Here is an 18,433-nt window from a genome sequence, read left to right as displayed (position 1 = left end):
GCCGAGGACTGCCCGGCGTCCACCACGCCCCGCATCATCACCAGGATGCCGACGGACTGGAAGGTGGCCACGAACAGCAGCGGGATGCGCGCCACCCGCGCCCGGGCGAGCTGCGCCCGGTACACGGCCGCGAGCGCCGGCAGCAGCCTGGCCGCGGGGGCGAGCGGGGCGGGGGCGGCCGTGGACCGGTCGGTCCGCGGCGGCACCGAGAGCAGCGTCACTTGGCCAGTCCTCCGTGGCGGCCGCCCAGCTTGAGGTAGGCGTCCTCAAGGCTCGGGGTGGCGAGGGTGAAGTCGTCGAGCGCGGCGAAGGCCGGGCCGGTGGTGACGGCGGCGACCAGTTCGCGGGCCTGCTCGGGGGTGGTGCGGACGGTCCAGCGGCGCCCGGTGCACTCGGCCCGTTCGCGCAGCGCGGCGACGGCGGGCACGCCGAGCGGCGCCTCGTCCCGCCAGACCAGGTCGAGCCGGACGTCGCCGTCCACCAGCGCCTTGAGCCCGCCGGGCGTGTCGCAGGCGATCACCCGGCCGTCGTCGACCACGGCGACCCGGTCGAGCACCGTCTCGGCCTCGATCACGTTGTGGGTGACCAGCAGCACCGTCGTCCCGTGCTCGGCGCGCCGCCGGTCCACGGCGCTCCACACGGCCCGCCGGGCGACCGGGTCCATGCCGGTGGTGGGCTCGTCCAGGACGAGCAGCGGGCGCTCCCCCACCAGGGTGGCCGCGAAGCAGGCGAGCCGCCGCTGTCCGCCGGACAGCTTGGCGAGCGGCCGGGCGGCGAGCGGCTCCAGCCCGAGTTCGGTCAGCACGTCGGCGGCAGCGCCGCGGGCCTGCGCCCGGGTGAGTCCGCGCAGCCGTCCGGTGGTCTCGGCGGCGAGCGCGACCGTCAGCTCGTCCAGCGCGGTGGATTCCTGCCCGAGGTAGCCGAGCAGCCGGGCGGCCCGCTCGGGGTGCCGCACGATGTCGTGGCCGAGGAGTTCGACGGAGCCCGAGTCGGGGCGCAGCAGTCCGGTGAGCTGGCGCACCAGCGTCGACTTGCCGGCTCCGTTCGGCCCGAGCAGCCCGAAGACCTCGCCCTGGCGGACGGTGAGGCTGATCCCGTCGTTGGCCCGGATCTCGGTGGCGGCCGCGCCGCGTCCGCTGCGGTAGGTCCTGACCAGGTCGCGCACGGCCACGCACGGCAGGGGTTCCTCGGGTGCTCGCCCCGCCGTCTCGCTCACGACCGAAGACTCTACGCGCTCGTACGGGCGAACCGGACAACGGGGCCCCGCCCGCGCCCGGGCCGCCGACCTGGCGGGTCGTCCGCCGGGCCGCCGCGGCCCTCGGACCCCCTCGGTCGTCGCGCCGCCCCGGCCGTCGGGCCCGCTCGGTCCGCCGCCCGGCTCAGTCGTCGACGACCATCGACCCGCCCGGCACCCGCGCCGCCAGTTCCTTCCAGAACCCGGCCCGGATGGCGTAGCGGTCGTGCTCGTCGATCTGGTCGTCCTTGTGCGCCAGCAGCCCGAAGCGGGCGGCGTAGCGCAGCAGCTCGCCGTCCACCCGGTGCGGGATGCGCGGGTAGTCGGGCCAGAGCATGGTCAGTCTTTCCGCGTCGCCGACGCGTTCGCTCCAGCGGCGGGCGAAGACCTGCCCGACCTCGTGGGCGTCGCCGCCGATGGAGGTGATGTCCTCCTCGCGGTCGGCCCAGCGCTGCTCGGCGGTGGTGAGCTGGGCGAGGGTGGGCAGGCTGTCGCCGGCGGTGACGGCGGGCTCCGGGACGGGCCGGTCCACCCAGCCGCGGTCGGAGGACCAGCGCAGCACCGGCCCGGTCTGCGCGACGGCCCCGTTCCCGTTCACGCCGTGGCCGTTGCTGCCGTTCGCCACCGGGGTGAGCGCCGTGACCGGGGTGACGGAGGAGGCCCGCCCGGCCAGGTCCTTCGGTGTCGGTACGACCTTGAGCGCGGCCGCGGCCGGCTGCGGCTGTCCGTCGGTGGCGGGGGCGTCCGCCGGGGCCGCGGCCGTGGCCGCCGGGCGGACCACCGGCGGCACCACGGTGGGCAGCGGGGCGGCCGGCGGGGCGGCGAGGATCTTGGCGATCTCCTGCCGGGCCCCCGGGGCCGGGAACATGCTGGAGTGCTCCCGCAGGGAGAAGGACCCCTCGATCCACTCCCGGTCGAGCACCCGCCGCTCGTCCGCCTCGCCGACCAGGTCCTCGGACTGGTTGAAGTCGCCGTCGGCGGCCTGGAGGGCCCACAGGTGGACGGCCACCCCGTGCTCCTTGGCGGTCATCATGCCGGGCAGCAGGTCCCCGTCGCCGGTGATCAGCACGACGTCGGCGCAGGCCCGGTTGCGGGCGAGCTCGGAGAGTTCGGCGTGCATCGCGGCGTCCACGCCCTTCTGCACCCAGCGCCCCTCGGCCCGGGTGAGGGCGCCGAGCCGTACGGTGACCCGGGGCAGTACCCGCAGCCGCCGGTGCTCGGGCATCGGGCGCCGGTCGGGCGCGGCGTCGAACCAGTAGATCCGCAGCAGCGGCAGGCCTGTCTCGGCCTCGGCACGTTCGCGCAGTGCGGCGATCAGGGCCGTGTGGTTCACGGTGACCTTGGAGCGGGACGGATCCCCCGCGAGCAGGCTGGCGGCGGCGCCCAGCAGATATCCGGCGTCCACCAGGACGACACAGCGGTCCATCGCGCACCTCTTTTCGCTCGCCCTCGGAATCAGTCGGGTGGGTCGATTCGGGAATGGGCGGTCCGCCCGCCGTCCGGGCGTGCCGAGGTGAGGGGCCCCCGTCGTCGCCCGATCGTTGGGTCACCTTTTACCCGCGGTTCGCCTGCCGAACCTCGCCGGTTGTCCCGGTAGCGCAACGGCCGTCCCAACGAGGAGCAAACAAAAGCGAAGGCGGGCCCCGTACAACGACGGGGCCCGCCCGAGGTCACGCGGCGGTGGTCCGGCCAATGTCCCGGCCGGTGGTTCACCCTGGTGGCGCTCAGCCGATGGGGTTCACCCGGAGGTGCTCAGCCCTTGAGCTCAGGGGCGCTCAGCCCTTGAGCTCGGCGGCGACCAGCTCGGCCAGCTGGACGGCGTTCAGCGCGGCGCCCTTGCGCAGGTTGTCGTTCGAGACGAACAGCGACAGGCCGTTGTCCACCGTCTCGTCGACCCGGATGCGGCCGACGTAGCTCGGGTCCTGGCCGGCGGCCTGGAGCGGGGTGGGGATGTCGGACAGCTCGACGCCGGGGGCGCCGGTGAGCAGCTCGACGGCGCGCTCGGGGCTGATCGGGCGCTCGAAGCGGGCGTTGATCTGCAGCGAGTGGCCGGAGAAGACCGGGACGCGCACGCAGGTGCCGGAGACCTTCAGCTCCGGGATGCCGAGGATCTTGCGGCTCTCGTGGCGGAGCTTCTGCTCCTCGTCGGTCTCGTTGGAGCCGTCGTCCACGAGGGAGCCGGCCAGCGGCACCACGTTGAAGGCGATCGGCCGCTGGTAGACCTTGGGCTCCGGGAACTCGACGGCGGCGCCGTCGTGGGCGAGCGCGGCGGCGCCGAGCTCCACGACCTTGGCGGCCTGGTCCTGGAGCTCCGCGACGCCGGCCACACCGCTGCCGGAGACGGCCTGGTAGGTGGAGACGACGAGCGCGGCCAGGCCGGCCTCCTCGTGCAGCGGGCGCAGCACGGGCATGGCGGCCATGGTGGTGCAGTTCGGGTTGGCGATGATGCCCTTGGGGCGGTCCGCGACGGCCTCCGGGTTGACCTCGGAGACGACCAGCGGGACCTCGGGGTCGCGGCGCCAGGCGGAGGAGTTGTCGATCACGACGGCACCGGCCGCGGCGACCTTGGGGGCCAGGGCCTTGGAGGTCGAGCCGCCCGCCGAGAAGATCACGATGTCCAGGCCGGTGTAGTCGGCCGTGGCCGCGTCCTCGACGGTGACCTCGGTGCCCTGCCAGGGCAGCGTGCGCCCGGCCGAGCGGGCCGAGGCGAACAGCCGCAGCTGCTCCACCGGAACGTTGCGCTCCGCCAGGATCTCGCGGACCACGCCGCCGACCTGGCCGGTGGCACCGACAATGCCGATCTTCATCTCCGACTACTCCTCTGAAAGGTGCTGTTCACAGCCGCACTCCGCCCATCATGCCTTGTCACGGGCGTCGTACGACCTGGCGTTCCACGACGTGAGAGTGCGCTAGTGGTCCAGACCACTGGCGAGGGCCAGTGCCGCCTCCACCTCGGCCCGCCCGGCCGGCAGCAGCGGCAGCCGCACGTCCGGGGTCGGGATCCGGCCCTGGGCGTGCAGCACGCCCTTGGTCACCGTCGGGTTCGGCGCCGTGAAGGCGGACAGCGCCAGCCCGGTCAGCCGGTGCCCGAGCGCCCGGGCCCGCGCCACGTCCCCGGCCTGCCAGGCCTCCGTCAGCTCGACGAACCGGGCGGTCGCCAGGTGTGCGGAGGCGAGGATGCCGCCGGCCGCGCCGAGCGCCAGCATCGGCGAGAGGAAGGCGTCCTCGCCGGTGAGGAAGGCGAACCCCTCGGGGGCGTCGGCGAGCAGCTCGGCGGCCGTCTGGTCCAGCCCGCCGGTCGCGTACTTGACGCCCACCACGCCCTCGATCGCGGCGAGTTCGCGCAGCGCGGCGGAGGAGAGCTGCTGCCCGGTGCGGTACGGGATGTGGTAGACGACCAGCGGCAGCGGGCTGCTCGCGGCCAGCGCCCGGAAGTGCGCGACCGTCCCGGCCTCGCCGGCCCGGACGAAGGACGGCGTGGTGACCAGCGCCGCCGCCCCCGGCACCCGCGCGCCGAGCGCGGCCAGCGCCTCGCCGACGGTCCGGGTGTCGCCGCCGGAGGCGCCGACGGTCAGCTGGGCCCCCCGCGCGGCGCAGGCGGCCGCGGCGACGTCGACCACCGCGCCCCGCTCCCCCGCGGTCAGCGCGGCCGGCTCGCCGGTGGTGCCGAGGGCGACCAGCCCGGCCGCCCCGGCGTCCAGGACCTCGTGCGCGAGCTTCTCCAGCGCGTCGAGGGCGACGGAGCCGTCGGCGGCGAACGGGGTGATCAGGGGGACGTGGATGCCCTTGAGTTCCATGCCCACGATCCTGCGGCCCCCTGATCGCCCAGGTCCAGTTCACATTTCCGACGCTTCTCGTAAGCTCAGCCGATGCTCGGCTAGCCTGGACGGATGCTGGACGTCCGACGCCTGCGCCTGCTGCGCGAACTCGCCCACCTCGGCACCATCGCGGCCGTCGCCGAGGCGCTCTCCTTCAGCCCCTCGGCGGTGTCCCAGCAGCTGTCCGTCCTGGAGAAGGAGGCGGGCGTCCCGCTGCTGGAGCGCACCGGGCGGCGGGTCACCCTCACCCCGGCGGGGCGCAACCTCGTCCGGCACGCCGAGGCGGTGCTCGCCCTGCTGGAGCAGGCCGGTGCCGAACTCGCCCACACCAAGCGGGGGTTGGCCGGTCCGCTGCGGATCGGCACCTACCCCTCGGCGGCCCGGGCGATCATCCCGGCGGTGCTCGCGGAGCTGGCCGGCTGGCACCCGGGGCTGGAGCCGATGGTCACCGAGGTGGACCCGGCGGCCGTCGGCGCGGCGCTGCGGGCGGGCGAGCTGGACGTGGCGCTGGTGCACGAGTACGACCTCGTCCCGACCGACCCGGAGCCGGGCCTCGCGGTGACCCGCCCGGTCTTCACCGAGCCCATGTACCTGGCCGCCCGCGTCCCGGGCACCGTCGCCGAGCAGCGCGGCGCGCCGTGGATCATGTCCTCGCCCGGCACGCTCTGCCACACCATGGCCGTCCGCGCCTGCGAGGCGGCGGGCTTCGCACCCCGCATCCGGCACCAGATCGACGACTTCACCACCGTGCTGGCCCTGGTGGCGGCCGGCCAGGGCGTCGCCCTGGTCCCCCAGCTGGGCACGGCCGGACTCCCGCCCGGCGTCGTCCTCACCCGCCTGCCGATGTACCGCCGCACCCGCGCCGCGTTCCGCGCCGGCGCCGGCTCCCACCCGGCCATCTCCGCCTTCGTCTCGGCCCTGCACACGGCGGTCCCCCCGGGCCTCGGCGGCGGCACCTGAGACGGGCCCCTCCCCCGTACGCGAAAGGCCCGGGTTTCCTCCCGGGCCTTCCGTCTCCGTCCTAGCCCGCCAGGCAGCTCGGCCCGAGCAGCTGCTTCAGGTCCCCGAACAGCGCCGGGTCGGACTTCACCCGGTGCCGGTCGAGCCGCAGCACCGTGGTCTTGTCGCGGCCCTCCAGCCGTACCCGCACCTCGGTGGTGCCCCGGTGGCTCCCGAGCACCTCGCCGAGCCGGGCCACCAGCGGCGGGGTGACCTTCGCGCTCGGGATGAGGATGGTGATCGGCGCCTCGGCGTGCGCGTTCGACAGGTCGGGGACGGACAGCTCCATCCCCATCAGCCGCGGCACGTCCTCCCGCTTGTCCAGCTTGCCGCGCACGAAGACGACGGCGTCCTCGGCCAGCTGCGAGGAGACCAGTTGGTAGCTGGCCGGGAAGAACATGCAGTCGATGGAGCCGGCCAGGTCCTCGACGGTCGCGATCGCCCAGGCGTTGCCCTGCTTGGTCATCTTCCGCTGGAGGCCCGAGATGATGCCGCCGATGGTGACGATCGTCCCGTCCGGCCGCTCCGCGAGGTCGGCCACCGCGCAGTCCGCCTTGTCGGCGAGCACGTGCTCGATGCCGTGCAGCGGGTGCGAGGAGACGTACAGGCCGAGCATCTCCCGCTCCTGGGTGAGCAGGAAGGACTTCTCCCACTCCTCCTCGGAGAAGACGACGTCCAGTCCGAAGCTCGGCTCCTCGGAGGCGGTGTCGCCGCCGAAGAGGTCGTACTGCCCGACCGCCTGCTTGCGCTTCACGTCGACGACGTTGTCGATCATCGGCTCGAACTGGGCGCTCAGGCCCTTGCGGGTGTGGCCGAGCGAGTCGAAGGCGCCGGCCTTGATCAGCGATTCGACGGTCCGCTTGTTGCAGACCACCGACTCCACCTTGTCCAGGAAGTCGGGGAAGGACGCGAACTTCCCCTTCGCCTTCCGGGTCCGGATCATCGAGTCGACGACCGGCCCGCCGACGTTGCGGATGGCGGTCAGGCCGAACCGGACCAGGGTGTCACCGTGCGGGGTGAAGTCCGAGTCCGACTCGTTGACGTCTGGCGGCAGCACCTGGATGCCCATCTTGCGGCACTCGTTGAGGTAGACCGCGGACTTGTCCTTGTCGTCCTTGACGGAGGTGAGCAGCCCGGACATGTACTCGGCCGGGTAGTTGGCCTTGAGGTAGGCGGTCCAGTACGAGACCAGCCCGTAGCCGGCGGTGTGCGCCTTGTTGAACGCGTAGCCGGAGAAGGGGACGAGGACGTCCCACACGGCCTGGATGGCCGCGTCGGAGTAGCCGCGCTCGCGGCAGCCCTTCTGGAAGGGGACGAACTCCGCCTCCAGGATCTCCTTCTTCTTCTTGCCCATGGCGCGGCGCAGCAGGTCGGCCTGGCCGAGCGAGTAGCCGGCCAGGATCTGCGCGGCCTTCTGCACCTGCTCCTGGTAGACGATCAGGCCGTACGTCGGCCGGAGCACCTCCTCCAGGGGCTTCTCCAGCTCCGGGTGGATCGGGGTGATCTCCTGCTGGCCGTTCTTGCGCAGCGCGTAGTTGGTGTGGGAGTTGACGCCCATCGGGCCGGGCCGGTACAGCGCCAGGACGGCGGAGATGTCCTCGAAGTTGTCGGGCTTCATCAGGCGCAGCAGCGAGCGCATGGGGCCGCCGTCGAGCTGGAAGACGCCGAGCGTGTCGCCGCGGGCGAGGAGTTCGTAGGTCGGCTTGTCGTCCAGGGGCAGATCAAGCAGGTTGATCTTGACGCCCTTGTTCTTCTCGATCGCCTTGACGGCGTCGTCCATGATCGTCAGGTTGCGCAGGCCGAGGAAGTCCATCTTGAGGAGGCCGAGGCCCTCACAAGTCGGATAGTCGAACTGCGTGATGGTGACGCCGTCGGTGTGCCGGGTCCAGACCGGGATGTGGTCGGTCAGCGGCTCGGCGGACATGATGACGCCGGCGGCGTGCACGCCGGGCTGGCGGATCAGGCCCTCGATGCCGCGCGCGGTGTCGATGACCTTCCGGACGTCCGGGTCGTTCTCGTACAGCCCGCGGATCTCGCCGGCCTCGCTGTAGCGGGGGTGCGAGGAGTCGGTGATGCCCGAGAGCGGGATGCCCTTGCCCATCACGTCCGGCGGCATCGCCTTGGTGATCCGGTCGCCCATCGCGTACGGGTAACCGAGGACCCGCGAGGAGTCCTTGATGGCGGCCTTCGCCTTGATGGTGCCGTAGGTGACGATCATGGCGACCTTGTCGGATCCCCACTTCTCGGTCACGTAGCGGATCACGTCACCGCGCCGGCGCTCGTCGAAGTCGATGTCGACATCGGGCATCGAGATGCGCTCGGGGTTGAGGAAGCGCTCGAAGATCAGGCCGTGCGGGATCGGGTCGAGGTCGGTGATGCCCATCGCGTACGCGACCAGCGAACCGGCCGCCGAACCACGGCCCGGGCCGACCGCGATGCCCTGGCTCTTGGCCCACATGATGAAGTCGGCGACCACGAGGAAGTACGCCGGGAACCCCATCTGGATGATGGTGTCCATCTCGTACTCGGCGAGCTTCTTGTGCTCCTCGTCGTACCCGTTCGGGAAGCGCCAGTCCATGCCCTTCCACACCTGGGACTTGAAGAAGTCCGCCTCGGACTCGAAGCCCTCCGGGATCGGGAAGCGCGGCATGAGGTTCTTGAACTTGAACATGCCCTCGGTGTCGACCCGGGAGGCGACGAGGAGTTGGCTGTTGCGGCAGCCCTCCTGCCAGGCGTCCGAGGAGTCGAGGGCGTACATCTCGGCGGCCGACTTGATGTAGTAGCCGGTGCCGTCGAAGCGGAAGCGGTCCGGGTCCGAGAGGTTCTTGCCGGTCTGGACGCAGAGCAGCAGGTCGTGCGCCCCGGCGTCGGCCTCGGTGGTGTAGTGCGAGTCGTTGGTGACGACCGGCGGGATGCCCAGCTTCCTGCTGATCTCCAGCAGCCCGTCGCGGACCCGCTTCTCGATGTCGAGGCCGTGGTCCATCAGCTCCAGGAAGTAGTTCTCCTTGCCGAAGATGTCCTGGTAGTCGGCGGCGGACTTCAGCGCCTCGTCGAACTGGCCCAGGCGCAGCCGGGTCTGCACCTCGCCGGAGGGGCAGCCGGTGGTGGCCATCAGGCCGCCGGACAGCTCGGCGATCAGCTCCTTGTCCATCCGGGGCCACTTCACCAGCCAGCCCTCGGAGTACGAGCGCGAGGTCAGCTTGAAGAGGTTGTGCAGGCCCTCCTTGTTGCGGGCCCAGATGGTCTTGTGGGTGTACGCGCCGGACGCCGAGACGTCGTCCCGCTTCTGGTGCGGCTGGCCCCACAGGATGCGCTTGGTGTTCGAGCGGGACTCTGGGGCGACGTACGCCTCGATGCCGATGACGGGGGTGATGCCCGCGTCGGTCGCCTGCCGGTGGAACTCGGCGGCGCCGTACATGTTGCCGTGGTCGGTCATGGCCACATGGGTCTGACCGAGGCGCTCGACCTCCTTGAACATCTGCTTCAGCCGGGCGGCACCGTCCAGCATCGAGTACTCGGTGTGGACGTGCAGATGCGCGAACGGCTGGTCGCTCAAGGCGGGGCCTCCGGAGGCTCTGGTGCTGATCTGGCTGGCCGGCGAACGTGCAGGTCACAGGGGGTTCCCCTGGAAATGGATGTGGCCCGGAGCGCCTCGCGGGGTCCGGGCCATCACTCACACGTTCACGCGTCCACTCTAGCCCTCTTCGAACGGCTTCCCGGTCTCTGACGAGGGTGCCTAGGCCGGCCCGGCGAGTCGCGCCCCGGCGGCCTCGCGGACCTCCGGCTCCTCCATCGGATCGTCCCGCAGACGGGCCAGGCGGTCGCGTACGTCGGGCCGGTCGGGGGCGTGCTCGACGGCGAGGAGCCGGGCTCGCGCTTCGCAGTCCCACAGCGACTCGGTGTACGCCTCGGCCATGCCGGCGGCCCCCATCGCCGCCAGCGCCTCCAGGTAATCGGCACGCTCGTACGAGTGCGGGGTCCAGAGCCAGAAACGGCGCAGCAGCGAGACTGCGTCGGCGGCCTCTGGCCCGAAGCGGGCGAGACCGCGCGCGAGGTCGTCCGGGCCGCACCAGGACCGGTCCACCCACCGCCGCTCCAGTTCGGCGGTCAAGGCCGGCACGTCACCCTCGTCACCGTGGGCGGCCAGCACCTCGTGGCCGAGCCCGGAAAGCCACGCCTGCTCCGAGGCCGACCACTCCCGGGCCGCCGGCACAGCCTGCCCGGCCAGCCGGTCGACGGCCTTGCCCAGCAGCGGCAGCGGTCGGATGCCGTCGGCGGCGGCGAGGGCGGGGACCAGCGGGATCAGCTCGGGCTCTGGCGGCCGGAGCGACAGCGCGAGGAGAGCGGTCGTCTTGGCACCGTCGGCGACTCCCGGGTCGCGCAGCAGGGCGAGTAGAGCCGCGTTGTCCCGGTCCGGGTACGGGTCCACGCGTTTCGCGGGGTGGCGCGGGGCCGGACCGTCCCCCTCGGAGATACGGTCCGGCAGCGCCCGCCGGGCTTCCTCCGAACCGCCGAGTGCCAGCAGCTCCAGCACGCCGGTGGCCCGGTCCCGGGTGTCCTCGTCACCGGACAGGAAGTCCACCACCGGGGCGACCGGGAGCTCCAGGTCCAGGATCAGCCGGGCCAGGTACAGGCCCCGGTCGTCCACCTGCGAGTCCCAGCGCCAGTCCCAGCGGATGCAGCCGTGGACGAGTTCGGCGACCGCCGCCGGATCCTCGGCGGCTATTCGCGCGCCCTGGCCCCGGCCGCGCTGGAGGAGGCCGAGGAGGGTGGTCGGCGGCGCGTAGTGGTCGCTGTGCATGGGGTCCATCGTGCCGCAGCCCCCGGCGCGGGGGCGGCGGGGGCTGGCGGGTCAGGCGTCCTGGTCGGGCGGCGGGGCCGCGCGGAGGGTGGTGACGACGCCCAGGGCGACCGTGGAGATCGCGAGGGCGAGGAGGACAGCGAAGGCCGTCCCGATCAGGTATCGCACGAGGTCCTGCGCTCGGCGTCGAGGAGCAGGGTGAGGAGGTTCAGGAGCGTCGACGCCGGCGCCGTGTTGAAGCGGACGAGGACGCGGCCGTCCATGGTCCGGTCGGTGCCGATCGAGGGGAAGATCAGGCCGAACTCCCGCCCCCGCTCCACGACTTCGTCCAGGAGGGCGCTGATGTGGTCCTCGGTGTAGTAGCGGATCCGGGGGTCGGTCGGCAGCATCGGGTGACGGCCGGGGCGGTAGATCATCAGACGGCGCCCTTCCGCAGCTCAAACCAGACGGATTTGGCACGCTCGTGGGGGTCGACGCCCCAGCCGTGGGTGAGGGCGGCGACGAGCTGGAGGCCCCGGCCGGACTCGGCGAGCAGGGACAGCGGCGGGGCGGAGGGCAGGACGGGGCTCTCGTCCGTGACGGAGACTCGGAGGAAGTCGCCCTCGGAGATGATCTCGACCAGCGGCGCGGGGGTTTCGGTGTGCCGCCACGCGTTGACGAGGAGCTCGCAGAGCGCGAGCTGCGCGTCGAAGATCGGGGAGGCGGGCCAGCCGACGCGGGTCATGGTGTTGCGGAGGGTCTGTCGCGCGACGGCGATGGTGGGGGTGTTGATGTGACGCATGGGAGTTCTCCCGAGGCGTGAGTGAGGGGGAACCGGCGGAACATGTGTCGCCGTGAGCCAGGCCGTGGAGAAGGACGTGGCTGCTCTGCGGTGCTTGCTAGCAGGCGTTACTGACGATCCGTCGGATCGATGTGAGACCGACCATAACGCAGGAACTACTTAATTTTAGGTTGTTCTGCCGAAGTTCCCTCTCCCGAGGGACAGATGGCCCCACCACGTGCTGGCGAGGCAGACTGTCACCATGCCTGGTCGCCAGAACCCAACCCTTCGTCAGCGCCGCCTGGGCGCCGAGCTACGGAAGATGCGCGAGCAATCCGGCCTCGGTGGCAGCCAGCTCGCTCGTGCACTTGGCGTGAGCGCTGCCCAAGTGACACAGATGGAGAACGGAAAGACCAGCGTAAACGTGGACCGACTCCGGTCCTTCGCGGCAGCCTGCAAGTGCATAAACCCGCCCTTGATCGAGGCTCTGGAAGCCATGGTTCGGGACCGCTCCAAGGGCTGGTGGGAGAAGCATCGAGGCGCTGTCCCGGACGGCGTCCTTGAGAACGCAGAGTTTGAGAAGACCTCCCGTGAACTCATGCTGTGGCTTCTCACCCACATGCCCGGCCCTTGCCAGACCTTCAACTACGCCTCAGCTGTCTTTGGACGCGTCTTTCCTCCGCTGCCTCAGCACGAGCTGGAGGCCCGCACCGCGTTCAGGATGCAGCGCAAGGCCGAACTGCGTCGCAGTCCGAAGCCCCTGACCTTCTTCATCTACGAATCAGTACTGTGGACGCGGTTCGGCGGCACGGCGGTCCTCAAGGAACAGCTTTCCTCCTTGCTCGAAGACTCCGAGTTGCCTTGGATGACCATTCGCGTGGTGCCGTTCGACATCGAGACCTTTCCCGGGCCCGCCGAGAACCTCACGTACTCGTTCGGTGCGGTCCCTGAGCTCGACACCGTTGAACGGGAGTCCTCCCACGGTCCCGAATACCTCGATGCCGTCAGCGAGCTGGCCAGCTACCGGGCCATCTTCGAACGCACCGAAGCATCGGCACTGAGCGAGGATGACTCCCGCGACTTGATTCGCAAGATCGCGCGAAACCTGTGAAAGGGCCCAACATGACCGACACCGAGTGGCAGAAGTCCTCCTTCAGCGGCAACGTCGAGAACTGCGTGGAGGTCCGTACGGTGGGTTGGGCAGTCGAACTCCGCGAATCCGACGAAGGCCACCTCACCATCCGCAGCACCCCCACTGCCCTCGCCGCCCTCCTCCTCGGCGTCAAGGCCGGCGAATTCGACCACCACGCCTGACACTCCACACCATCCACGCCCCCTCGCCTGCCCCGGCGAGGGGGCGTAGCTCGTTCAGGTGACGGCACGCCGAGGCCCCTCCCTCGTCTTCCTCCGAGCACGTACAACTGTCCTGCACCTCGCCCGTATCGCGAAGGAATGACAGCCATGGCCCAGTTGGAGTCCGGCCTCTACACCATCCAGAGCGGCGACGCCCGGATCGGCCGCGCCCGTCACGAAGCCCTGGACCTCTCCCCCAAAGCCGTCTTCGCCAACACCGACGACCAGGACGCCGTCTGGCTCGTCGAGGCCTATCCCAACAACCACTACCGGCTCTACGCCAAGGGCGCCCCGACCGCCGTGGAGGACCTCCAGCCCGCCGGCCCGCTGGTCTCCCTCCTCCTCGACCAGGGCGACGCCCCGGAGTGGGAGCTGATCCCCGTCGACGGCGTCCCGGACACGTACCGGATCAAGTCCCCCCAGGGCTCCTCGTGGACCGTCCTCGAACCCGGCCGGCAGAGCCGGATCGAGGTCATCCCCGTCCTCGAAGGCTCCACCGCCTTCACCTTCGCCCGCATCGGCCGCTGACTCCTAAGCGACGTGACGCCCCCTCGCTCTCCCCAGGCGCGGGGCGTACCATCAGCAGCCCAACCCAGGAGGCCGACATGCCCAACTGCGACTGGCAGAAGTCCTCTTTCAGCGGCAATGCCGAGTACTGCGTCGAGGTCCGCACGACCAACGGCTCGGTCGAACTCCGCGAGTCCGACGAGGGCCACCTCACCCTCCACACCACCCCCACCACCTTCGCCGCCTTCCTCCGAGCCACCCAGGCCGGCGAGTTCGACCACCACGCCTGACCCGCTCCAGCGCAGGAAGTCGGCCCGCCCGACTTCCTGCGCTCCGCGCCCCTCGCCGCCAGTCCCGGGCGCGGGCGCAGGGGCGTCACATCGCCCCGGGCCGGCTTCGCGCCCGGGTGAGCCAGCGGTACGCGAGGTGGACCGCGAGGCCCACCAGGACCATGACCACCGACGCGACCAGCGCGACCACGTCGAGCGCGTTCCGGACCAGCGAGTCCCAGAAGCCGATGCTCGAAGCGAGGGCGGCGGTGTCGGTGTGCCGGGGGTCGTACACCACCGTCACGGTGTCACGGGCCTTGACGGTGCCGGTGACGTAGGCGAGTCGGGTCTCGACGGCCGCCCCCTCGGACGTCGTGAACCGCACCCGGCACTCGGAGTTGCCCGCCGGGTTGTCCTGCGGCCCGCTCACCTCCACGCACTCGGTGACGACCGCCGGGACGTGGACGCCGCGGCTGCGCAGATCCGACGTCACCCCCATGTCGTGCGGTATCAGGTAGACCAGGCTGAGGACGAACAGCAGGACCCCCAGGCCGATCATCGCCAGCGAACCGTTCCGCACGGTCCGGCCGTGGTCCGGCGCGTTCTCCATCGATCCCCCCGGTGTCAGCCCAGCTGCCCACGCGCGCCCACGCCAGCCCCGTACTTCGCAGGTCACTGATCCAGTTCGGGCGGATGCCGCCCAGTACCTGACCGCCACCGGCTGACGCGGCGCCAGCTCAGCTCAGTGCGGCCTCGCCCGAGTGGACGGCGCGGATGGCGCGTTCGACGGTCTCTTGGTTCTCACCGACCGGGGCGACGTAGCCGACGACGTCGCGCGCGGCGTCTTCCCCGAGCACTCGGGTGATGACCCAGGTGGCGAGGTACTGGGATGCCAGGCAGCCGCCCGCCGTGGCGATGTTCCCCTCGGCGTGAAACGGTGCGTCCAGCACGGTGACGTCGCAGGCTTCGACGAAAGGGCGGCTCTTGATGTCCGTGCAAGCGGGCATGTCCTTCAGGAACCCGAGCCGGGCGAGCACCAGCGCGCCCGAGCACTGCGAGCCGATCAGCTGTCGCGACGGGTCGAGCCGCAGCCTGGAGATCAGCTGGTCGTTCGCGACCACGTCTTGTGTCTTCACTCCGCTGCCGATCAGCACGACGTCGGCCTCGGTCACGAACTCCATCGGGCGCTGCCCGGTCACCTTGACGCCGTTCATGGACGTGACCACCGGCGTCGGCGTTGTGATGAAGGCCTCCAGCCCGTCCTTGCGGCACCGGTTGATCAACGCGGAGGCGATGAAGCTGTCGAGTTCGTTGAAACCGTCGAAGGTGACCACGGCTACCTGCATCACAACTCCTTCAGGACGAGGTGTCCCAGTCTCTCCTGGCGCGCCGTTCCGCGTCGAGATCCTTTCAGTGGCGGGTGGATCGTGCCGGCCTTCGTCACTCATCGACTGGCTCCATGTTCTCGCACGTCGCTGGTTCAGGTCTGTGGCCGGCGGGTTTGCCCGATGTCGACGTCGAGGAGGTCGGGGAGGCGGAGTTGGACGCCGCGGTGATCCGGATGGTCGGCGGGTCGGTGATGTGACCGATGCGGAGGGCGAGTGTCCTCCAGGGCGCGGTAGACCTCCCGCTCGTGCGAGTTCGAGGAAACGGCCCTACACCCGGACCCTCCGGCGCACCAGTTCCTTGATCTCCTCCGGGAGCGCCTCCGCCGCCAACAGGCCCGGCAGCAGCTCCGGTTCGGTCGTCACCGCGCGGAACGACCGGGCCACCGTGACGTCGTGGTCCGGGCGGTACACCACCTCCACCGCGTCCCCCGCCCGCAGCTCGCCCGGTGCGACCACCCGCAGGTAGGCGCCGGGCAGGGCCGCCTCGGTGAAGCGCCGGATCCAGCCCTTCCTCGCCAGCCAGCCCTGGAAGGTCCCGCAGGGGATGCGCGAGCAGGACACCTCCAGGACGACGTCCGGGCCGATCCGCCAGCGCTCCCCGATCAGAGCACCGCTCACGTCCAGGCCGGTGGTGGTCAGGTTCTCGCCGAAGGAGCCGTTGGCCAGGTCCCGGCCGAGCTCCGTCTGCCAGCCGTCCAGGTCCTCCCGGGCGTAGGCGTACACCGCCTGGTCGTCGCCGCCGTGGTTCTTCACGTCGTACACCCGGTCCCCGGCCAGGGCGACGGCGCCCGTCCCCTTGGGGCCCGGCGCGGCCACCGCGACCGGGCCGTCCACCGGGCGCTTGTCGATGCCGGTGAGACCGAGCTCTTCCTTCCACGGGTTCGGCCGGGGCCTGCCGACGTTGACCGAGAGCAGTAGCGCGCGTACGTCCATACGTCGACCGTACGCCGAACGGGCCGCCCGAGGGGCCGCTCCGGCCTCTTCCCTCCGACACAGGAGGCCCACCCGACCTCCCGCACAGCGAGGCCCCTCGCGCCCGAACCGGCGCGAGGGGCCGCACCCCCTCCGTTCCCGCACCCCGCCCCCACGACGGGTCGGACCGGAAGGGCCGGACGGTGTGGCTACGGGGTGACGATCGGGAACTTCGGGTTGTCGTACCCGTACCAGCCCATGTACCGCTGTTGACATCCTCACCCGCCTAGAGGCGAGTGATTCCCGTCTGTCGCACCGTTGCCCGGTACGGCTTCGGGTGGGTTCCTGCTTCACCGCGCTGCGCCGGAACGAATACCGGTCTCACCTGCGCTCCACAGGCCGATACCGCCAGTCCGGCGGCCTTGGCGACGTTGACCGCCGCGTTGACGTCCCGGTCCAGGACGGCCCCGCACGCCCCGCACGTCCACTCCCGGACACCGAGGGGTTTGGGGCCGTCCTTGACGCCGCAGTCCGAGCACACCTGTGAGGTCGGCTCGAAGCGGCCTGTCCGGTGGAAGGCACGCCCGTACCGCACGGCCTTGTACTCCAACATGGTCACGAACGCCGACCACCCGGCGTCATGCACGGACTTGGCCAGGCGCGTGCGGGCGAGTCCCTTCACCGCCAGGTCCTCCACGGCGACCGCTTGGTTCTCGCGGATCAACCTGGTGGAGAGCCGGTGGTGGAACTCGCGCCGCGCATCGGCCACCCGCGCGTGCGCACGGGCGACCCCGACCCGGGCCTTGTCCCGGTTCTTCGACCCCTTCACCTTGCGACTGAGCACCCGCTGCGCCTTCTTGAGCTTCTTCTCGGCGCGGCGCAGGAACTTCGGGCTATCGATCTTCGTGCCGTCCGAGAGCACGGCGAAGTGGGCCAGTCCGAGGTCGATGCCGACCGTGGCGTCGGCCGCGGGCATTCGCTCACGGTCGGCGGCGGGGTCGGTCTCGACCACGAAGGAGGCGAAGTACCGCCCGGCGGCGTCCTGGACCACGGTCACCGTGGACGGCACCGACGGCAGCGCCCGCGACCACTTCACCCGCACGTCACCGATCTTCGGCAGACGCAGTTTCCCGCCGTCGGTGATCCTCCATCCGGCGTTGGCGGTGAAGCGGATCGCCTGCCGGCTGTCCCTACGGGACTTGAAGCGGGGCGGTCCGGCCTTCGGCCGTTTGCCCCTGATGCCGTCGAAGAAGTTCCGGTACGCGGTGTCCAGGTCCCGCAAGGACTGCTGCAGGATCACCGAGGACACCTCGCCGAGCCAGGCACGCCCGGGGGTCTTCTTCGAGGCCGTCAGCCGCTTGGACAGCTCGGCCGACGTGACGAACGGCAGCCCGGCGGCGCGGGCGTCCTCACGGACGCGGAGCGCGTCATTGAAGACCACCCGCGCACACCCGAACGACCTTGCCAGCGAAGAACGCTGACCGGCACTCGGGTACACGCGGAAGGCATACCGAAGCTGCACGATGCCCACCGTAGCGCTTTGGCTCATGTCATCGCGCTGGAATCCGAACCCCGATGTGCGCACCGGCCGCCATGTCGTCCACAGCCTGCACGTCCACTTGGGTTCGTCACGAAGTGCCGGCGCAGGGCCTTCCGGACGCCACGCCGACCCGCTACGAAGAAATCATGCGGGACGTATGCGCGGACTTCGAGGCCGAGTCGAAGCAGTTCGATACGAACAGGATCATGTGCATCCGCTGTTGCGCTACCCGCCCGAGATCCAGCTCTCCACACTGGTCAGCAGCCTGAAAGGCGTCAGTTCCCGAAGGCTCCGACAGGAGTACGACAGCCACGTCCGCCGCTACCTGTGGGGCGGCCGCTTCTGGTCCGGTTCCTACTACGCGGGCTCATGCGGTGGTGCGCCGCCCACCGTCGTACGCCACTACATCGAGAGTCGGCAACGCCCGACCGCCTAACCCTCGCCCCGGAGGCGCAGAGAACTCCGGCGCTCCGCTCCTCCGAGCCAGGGACGGCCTTCACGTCCGGCGTGAACGCCGGGGCGCTGGCCAAGAACAGAGGTAGCCCGCCTTGAGGTCTCGGCTCGGCGTAGTCGAGGTTTTCGGGCATGGCGAAGCCACCTCTCTCATCGGGCTGGCAGGAACCGCGATGCGGCAGGCCGTCACGCTATGCGTCCGATCAACTACCCACAAGGGTCGCTTTCAAGCCACCGTCCGCTCTCCGACCACCCCCGGCCGGACGCACCGTGGCCCCGGGCCGGCCCCCCCCCCGGGGGGGGCCGCCCCCGGCCCCCACCCCGCCCCGGGGGGGGCCGGCGGCGGGGGGGGCGGTTAAAAAAAAAACCGCCCCCCCCCAACCAGAAAAAAACGGAGTG

The 18,433-nt window shown here is 71.0% G+C and carries 18 protein-coding genes and 2 pseudogenes; 7 read left to right on the top strand and 13 right to left on the bottom strand.

Going from position 1 to position 18,433, the window contains the following annotated elements:
• The 5 genes and pseudogenes from ACFRQN_RS32180 to ACFRQN_RS32160 form a co-directional block, all read right to left on the bottom strand.
• Window positions 1-221 (bottom strand): annotated as a pseudogene (locus tag ACFRQN_RS32180) (ABC transporter permease); the annotation flags it as partial.
• Window positions 218-1,216: an ABC transporter ATP-binding protein gene (locus ACFRQN_RS32175; RefSeq protein WP_380743866.1), complete on the bottom strand. Its 999-nt coding sequence runs from the start codon at window positions 1,214-1,216 to the stop codon at window positions 218-220. The gene ACFRQN_RS32175 and the pseudogene ACFRQN_RS32180, both read right to left, overlap by 4 nt.
• A gap of 163 nt (window positions 1,217-1,379) precedes the next feature.
• Window positions 1,380-2,660 carry an NYN domain-containing protein gene (locus ACFRQN_RS32170; protein ID WP_049650375.1) on the bottom strand — a complete coding sequence of 427 codons (1,281 nt, stop codon included), beginning with the start codon at window positions 2,658-2,660 and terminating at the stop codon, window positions 1,380-1,382.
• A 349-nt stretch (window positions 2,661-3,009) separates the two neighbouring features.
• A complete protein-coding gene (locus ACFRQN_RS32165; protein ID WP_380664083.1) occupies window positions 3,010-4,041 on the bottom strand; it encodes an aspartate-semialdehyde dehydrogenase in 1,032 nt (343 codons plus the stop codon).
• Window positions 4,042-4,143: 102 nt separating this feature from the next.
• A complete protein-coding gene (locus tag ACFRQN_RS32160; protein ID WP_380743864.1) occupies window positions 4,144-5,031 on the bottom strand; it encodes a dihydrodipicolinate synthase family protein in 888 nt (295 codons plus the stop codon).
• A 93-nt stretch (window positions 5,032-5,124) separates the two neighbouring features.
• Between ACFRQN_RS32160 and ACFRQN_RS32155 the strand changes: the two genes are divergently transcribed.
• Window positions 5,125-6,012, top strand: a complete 888-nt coding sequence (locus ACFRQN_RS32155) for a LysR family transcriptional regulator (protein ID WP_380743862.1) — start codon at window positions 5,125-5,127, stop codon at window positions 6,010-6,012.
• Window positions 6,013-6,073: 61 nt separating this feature from the next.
• Here ACFRQN_RS32155 and dnaE read toward each other — a convergent pair whose 3' ends face one another.
• From dnaE to ACFRQN_RS32135, 4 genes are all read right to left on the bottom strand, one after another.
• A complete protein-coding gene (gene dnaE / locus ACFRQN_RS32150; RefSeq protein ID WP_375873985.1) occupies window positions 6,074-9,607 on the bottom strand; it encodes a DNA polymerase III subunit alpha in 3,534 nt (1,177 codons plus the stop codon).
• Between the two features lie 180 nt (window positions 9,608-9,787).
• Complete coding sequence (locus ACFRQN_RS32145) at window positions 9,788-10,852, bottom strand: hypothetical protein (RefSeq protein WP_380743859.1); 1,065 nt, start codon at window positions 10,850-10,852, stop codon at window positions 9,788-9,790.
• A 155-nt stretch (window positions 10,853-11,007) separates the two neighbouring features.
• Window positions 11,008-11,268 (bottom strand): hypothetical protein, encoded by a 261-nt coding sequence (locus tag ACFRQN_RS32140; RefSeq protein WP_049649547.1) that lies wholly within the window; start codon window positions 11,266-11,268, stop codon window positions 11,008-11,010.
• Window positions 11,268-11,633 (bottom strand): ATP-binding protein, encoded by a 366-nt coding sequence (locus ACFRQN_RS32135; RefSeq protein ID WP_380743857.1) that lies wholly within the window; start codon window positions 11,631-11,633, stop codon window positions 11,268-11,270. Before ACFRQN_RS32135 ends, ACFRQN_RS32140 begins: the two co-directional genes overlap by 1 nt.
• Before the next feature lie 241 nt (window positions 11,634-11,874).
• Here ACFRQN_RS32135 and ACFRQN_RS32130 point away from each other — a divergent pair, with 241 nt between their 5' ends.
• The 4 genes from ACFRQN_RS32130 to ACFRQN_RS32115 all read left to right on the top strand — a co-directional run bounded on the left by ACFRQN_RS32130 (window position 11,875) and on the right by ACFRQN_RS32115 (window position 13,762).
• Window positions 11,875-12,723: a helix-turn-helix transcriptional regulator gene (locus ACFRQN_RS32130; RefSeq protein ID WP_074001194.1), complete on the top strand. Its 849-nt coding sequence runs from the start codon at window positions 11,875-11,877 to the stop codon at window positions 12,721-12,723.
• Window positions 12,724-12,734: 11 nt separating this feature from the next.
• The gene (locus ACFRQN_RS32125) at window positions 12,735-12,926 is read left to right on the top strand and encodes a DUF397 domain-containing protein (RefSeq protein ID WP_074000925.1); all 192 of its coding nucleotides are present in this window, start codon (window positions 12,735-12,737) and stop codon (window positions 12,924-12,926) included.
• Between the two features lie 147 nt (window positions 12,927-13,073).
• The gene (locus ACFRQN_RS32120; protein ID WP_181970545.1) at window positions 13,074-13,493 is read left to right on the top strand and encodes an I66 family serine proteinase inhibitor; all 420 of its coding nucleotides are present in this window, start codon (window positions 13,074-13,076) and stop codon (window positions 13,491-13,493) included.
• A gap of 77 nt (window positions 13,494-13,570) precedes the next feature.
• Window positions 13,571-13,762 (top strand): DUF397 domain-containing protein, encoded by a 192-nt coding sequence (locus ACFRQN_RS32115; protein WP_380743855.1) that lies wholly within the window; start codon window positions 13,571-13,573, stop codon window positions 13,760-13,762.
• Window positions 13,763-13,847: 85 nt separating this feature from the next.
• Here the strand turns inward: ACFRQN_RS32115 and ACFRQN_RS32110 are convergent, their stop codons facing one another.
• Both ACFRQN_RS32110 and ACFRQN_RS32105 read right to left on the bottom strand, forming a co-directional pair.
• Window positions 13,848-14,351 (bottom strand): DUF3592 domain-containing protein, encoded by a 504-nt coding sequence (locus ACFRQN_RS32110; protein WP_380743853.1) that lies wholly within the window; start codon window positions 14,349-14,351, stop codon window positions 13,848-13,850.
• A gap of 127 nt (window positions 14,352-14,478) precedes the next feature.
• The gene (locus ACFRQN_RS32105) at window positions 14,479-15,087 is read right to left on the bottom strand and encodes a DJ-1/PfpI family protein (RefSeq protein ID WP_380743851.1); all 609 of its coding nucleotides are present in this window, start codon (window positions 15,085-15,087) and stop codon (window positions 14,479-14,481) included.
• A 113-nt stretch (window positions 15,088-15,200) separates the two neighbouring features.
• Between ACFRQN_RS32105 and ACFRQN_RS32100 the strand changes: the two genes are divergently transcribed.
• Window positions 15,201-15,326, top strand: a complete 126-nt coding sequence (locus tag ACFRQN_RS32100; RefSeq protein ID WP_375873992.1) for a hypothetical protein — start codon at window positions 15,201-15,203, stop codon at window positions 15,324-15,326.
• A 70-nt stretch (window positions 15,327-15,396) separates the two neighbouring features.
• Here the strand turns inward: ACFRQN_RS32100 and ACFRQN_RS32095 are convergent, their stop codons facing one another.
• Window positions 15,397-16,062, bottom strand: a complete 666-nt coding sequence (locus ACFRQN_RS32095; protein ID WP_380743849.1) for an MOSC domain-containing protein — start codon at window positions 16,060-16,062, stop codon at window positions 15,397-15,399.
• Between the two features lie 265 nt (window positions 16,063-16,327).
• Entirely contained in the window at window positions 16,328-17,563 is a 1,236-nt protein-coding gene (locus tag ACFRQN_RS32090) for an RNA-guided endonuclease TnpB family protein (RefSeq protein ID WP_117491626.1), read from the bottom strand.
• A 25-nt stretch (window positions 17,564-17,588) separates the two neighbouring features.
• Between ACFRQN_RS32090 and tnpA the strand changes: the two are divergent.
• Window positions 17,589-18,017: pseudogene (gene tnpA / locus ACFRQN_RS32085) on the top strand (IS200/IS605 family transposase).
• Window positions 18,018-18,433 lie beyond the last annotated feature (416 nt).

Origin of the sequence: Kitasatospora sp. NPDC056800, assembly GCF_042789775.1 — a bacterium.
Classification (GTDB): domain Bacteria; phylum Actinomycetota; class Actinomycetes; order Streptomycetales; family Streptomycetaceae; genus Kitasatospora.
The sequence above is the reverse complement of the archived record's forward strand: the minus strand, read 5'-3'. Positions and strand labels throughout refer to the sequence as shown.

Excerpts from the sequence above, each read along its gene's own strand:
- ACFRQN_RS32170 (WP_049650375.1), bottom strand. The coding sequence starts at position 2,660 with ATGGACCGCTGTGTCGTCCTGGTGGACGCCGGATATCTGCTGGGCGCC.
- ACFRQN_RS32165 (WP_380664083.1), bottom strand. The coding sequence starts at position 4,041 with ATGAAGATCGGCATTGTCGGTGCCACCGGCCAGGTCGGCGGCGTGGTC.
- ACFRQN_RS32160 (WP_380743864.1), bottom strand. The coding sequence starts at position 5,031 with ATGGAACTCAAGGGCATCCACGTCCCCCTGATCACCCCGTTCGCCGCC.
- ACFRQN_RS32155 (WP_380743862.1), top strand. The coding sequence starts at position 5,125 with ATGCTGGACGTCCGACGCCTGCGCCTGCTGCGCGAACTCGCCCACCTC.
- ACFRQN_RS32145 (WP_380743859.1), bottom strand. The coding sequence starts at position 10,852 with ATGCACAGCGACCACTACGCGCCGCCGACCACCCTCCTCGGCCTCCTC.
- ACFRQN_RS32140 (WP_049649547.1), bottom strand. The coding sequence starts at position 11,268 with ATGATCTACCGCCCCGGCCGTCACCCGATGCTGCCGACCGACCCCCGG.
- ACFRQN_RS32135 (WP_380743857.1), bottom strand. The coding sequence starts at position 11,633 with ATGCGTCACATCAACACCCCCACCATCGCCGTCGCGCGACAGACCCTC.
- ACFRQN_RS32130 (WP_074001194.1), top strand. The coding sequence starts at position 11,875 with ATGCCTGGTCGCCAGAACCCAACCCTTCGTCAGCGCCGCCTGGGCGCC.
- ACFRQN_RS32125 (WP_074000925.1), top strand. The coding sequence starts at position 12,735 with ATGACCGACACCGAGTGGCAGAAGTCCTCCTTCAGCGGCAACGTCGAG.
- ACFRQN_RS32120 (WP_181970545.1), top strand. The coding sequence starts at position 13,074 with ATGGCCCAGTTGGAGTCCGGCCTCTACACCATCCAGAGCGGCGACGCC.
- ACFRQN_RS32115 (WP_380743855.1), top strand. The coding sequence starts at position 13,571 with ATGCCCAACTGCGACTGGCAGAAGTCCTCTTTCAGCGGCAATGCCGAG.
- ACFRQN_RS32110 (WP_380743853.1), bottom strand. The coding sequence starts at position 14,351 with ATGGAGAACGCGCCGGACCACGGCCGGACCGTGCGGAACGGTTCGCTG.
- ACFRQN_RS32105 (WP_380743851.1), bottom strand. The coding sequence starts at position 15,087 with ATGCAGGTAGCCGTGGTCACCTTCGACGGTTTCAACGAACTCGACAGC.
- ACFRQN_RS32100 (WP_375873992.1), top strand. The coding sequence starts at position 15,201 with ATGTTCTCGCACGTCGCTGGTTCAGGTCTGTGGCCGGCGGGTTTGCCC.
- ACFRQN_RS32095 (WP_380743849.1), bottom strand. The coding sequence starts at position 16,062 with ATGGACGTACGCGCGCTACTGCTCTCGGTCAACGTCGGCAGGCCCCGG.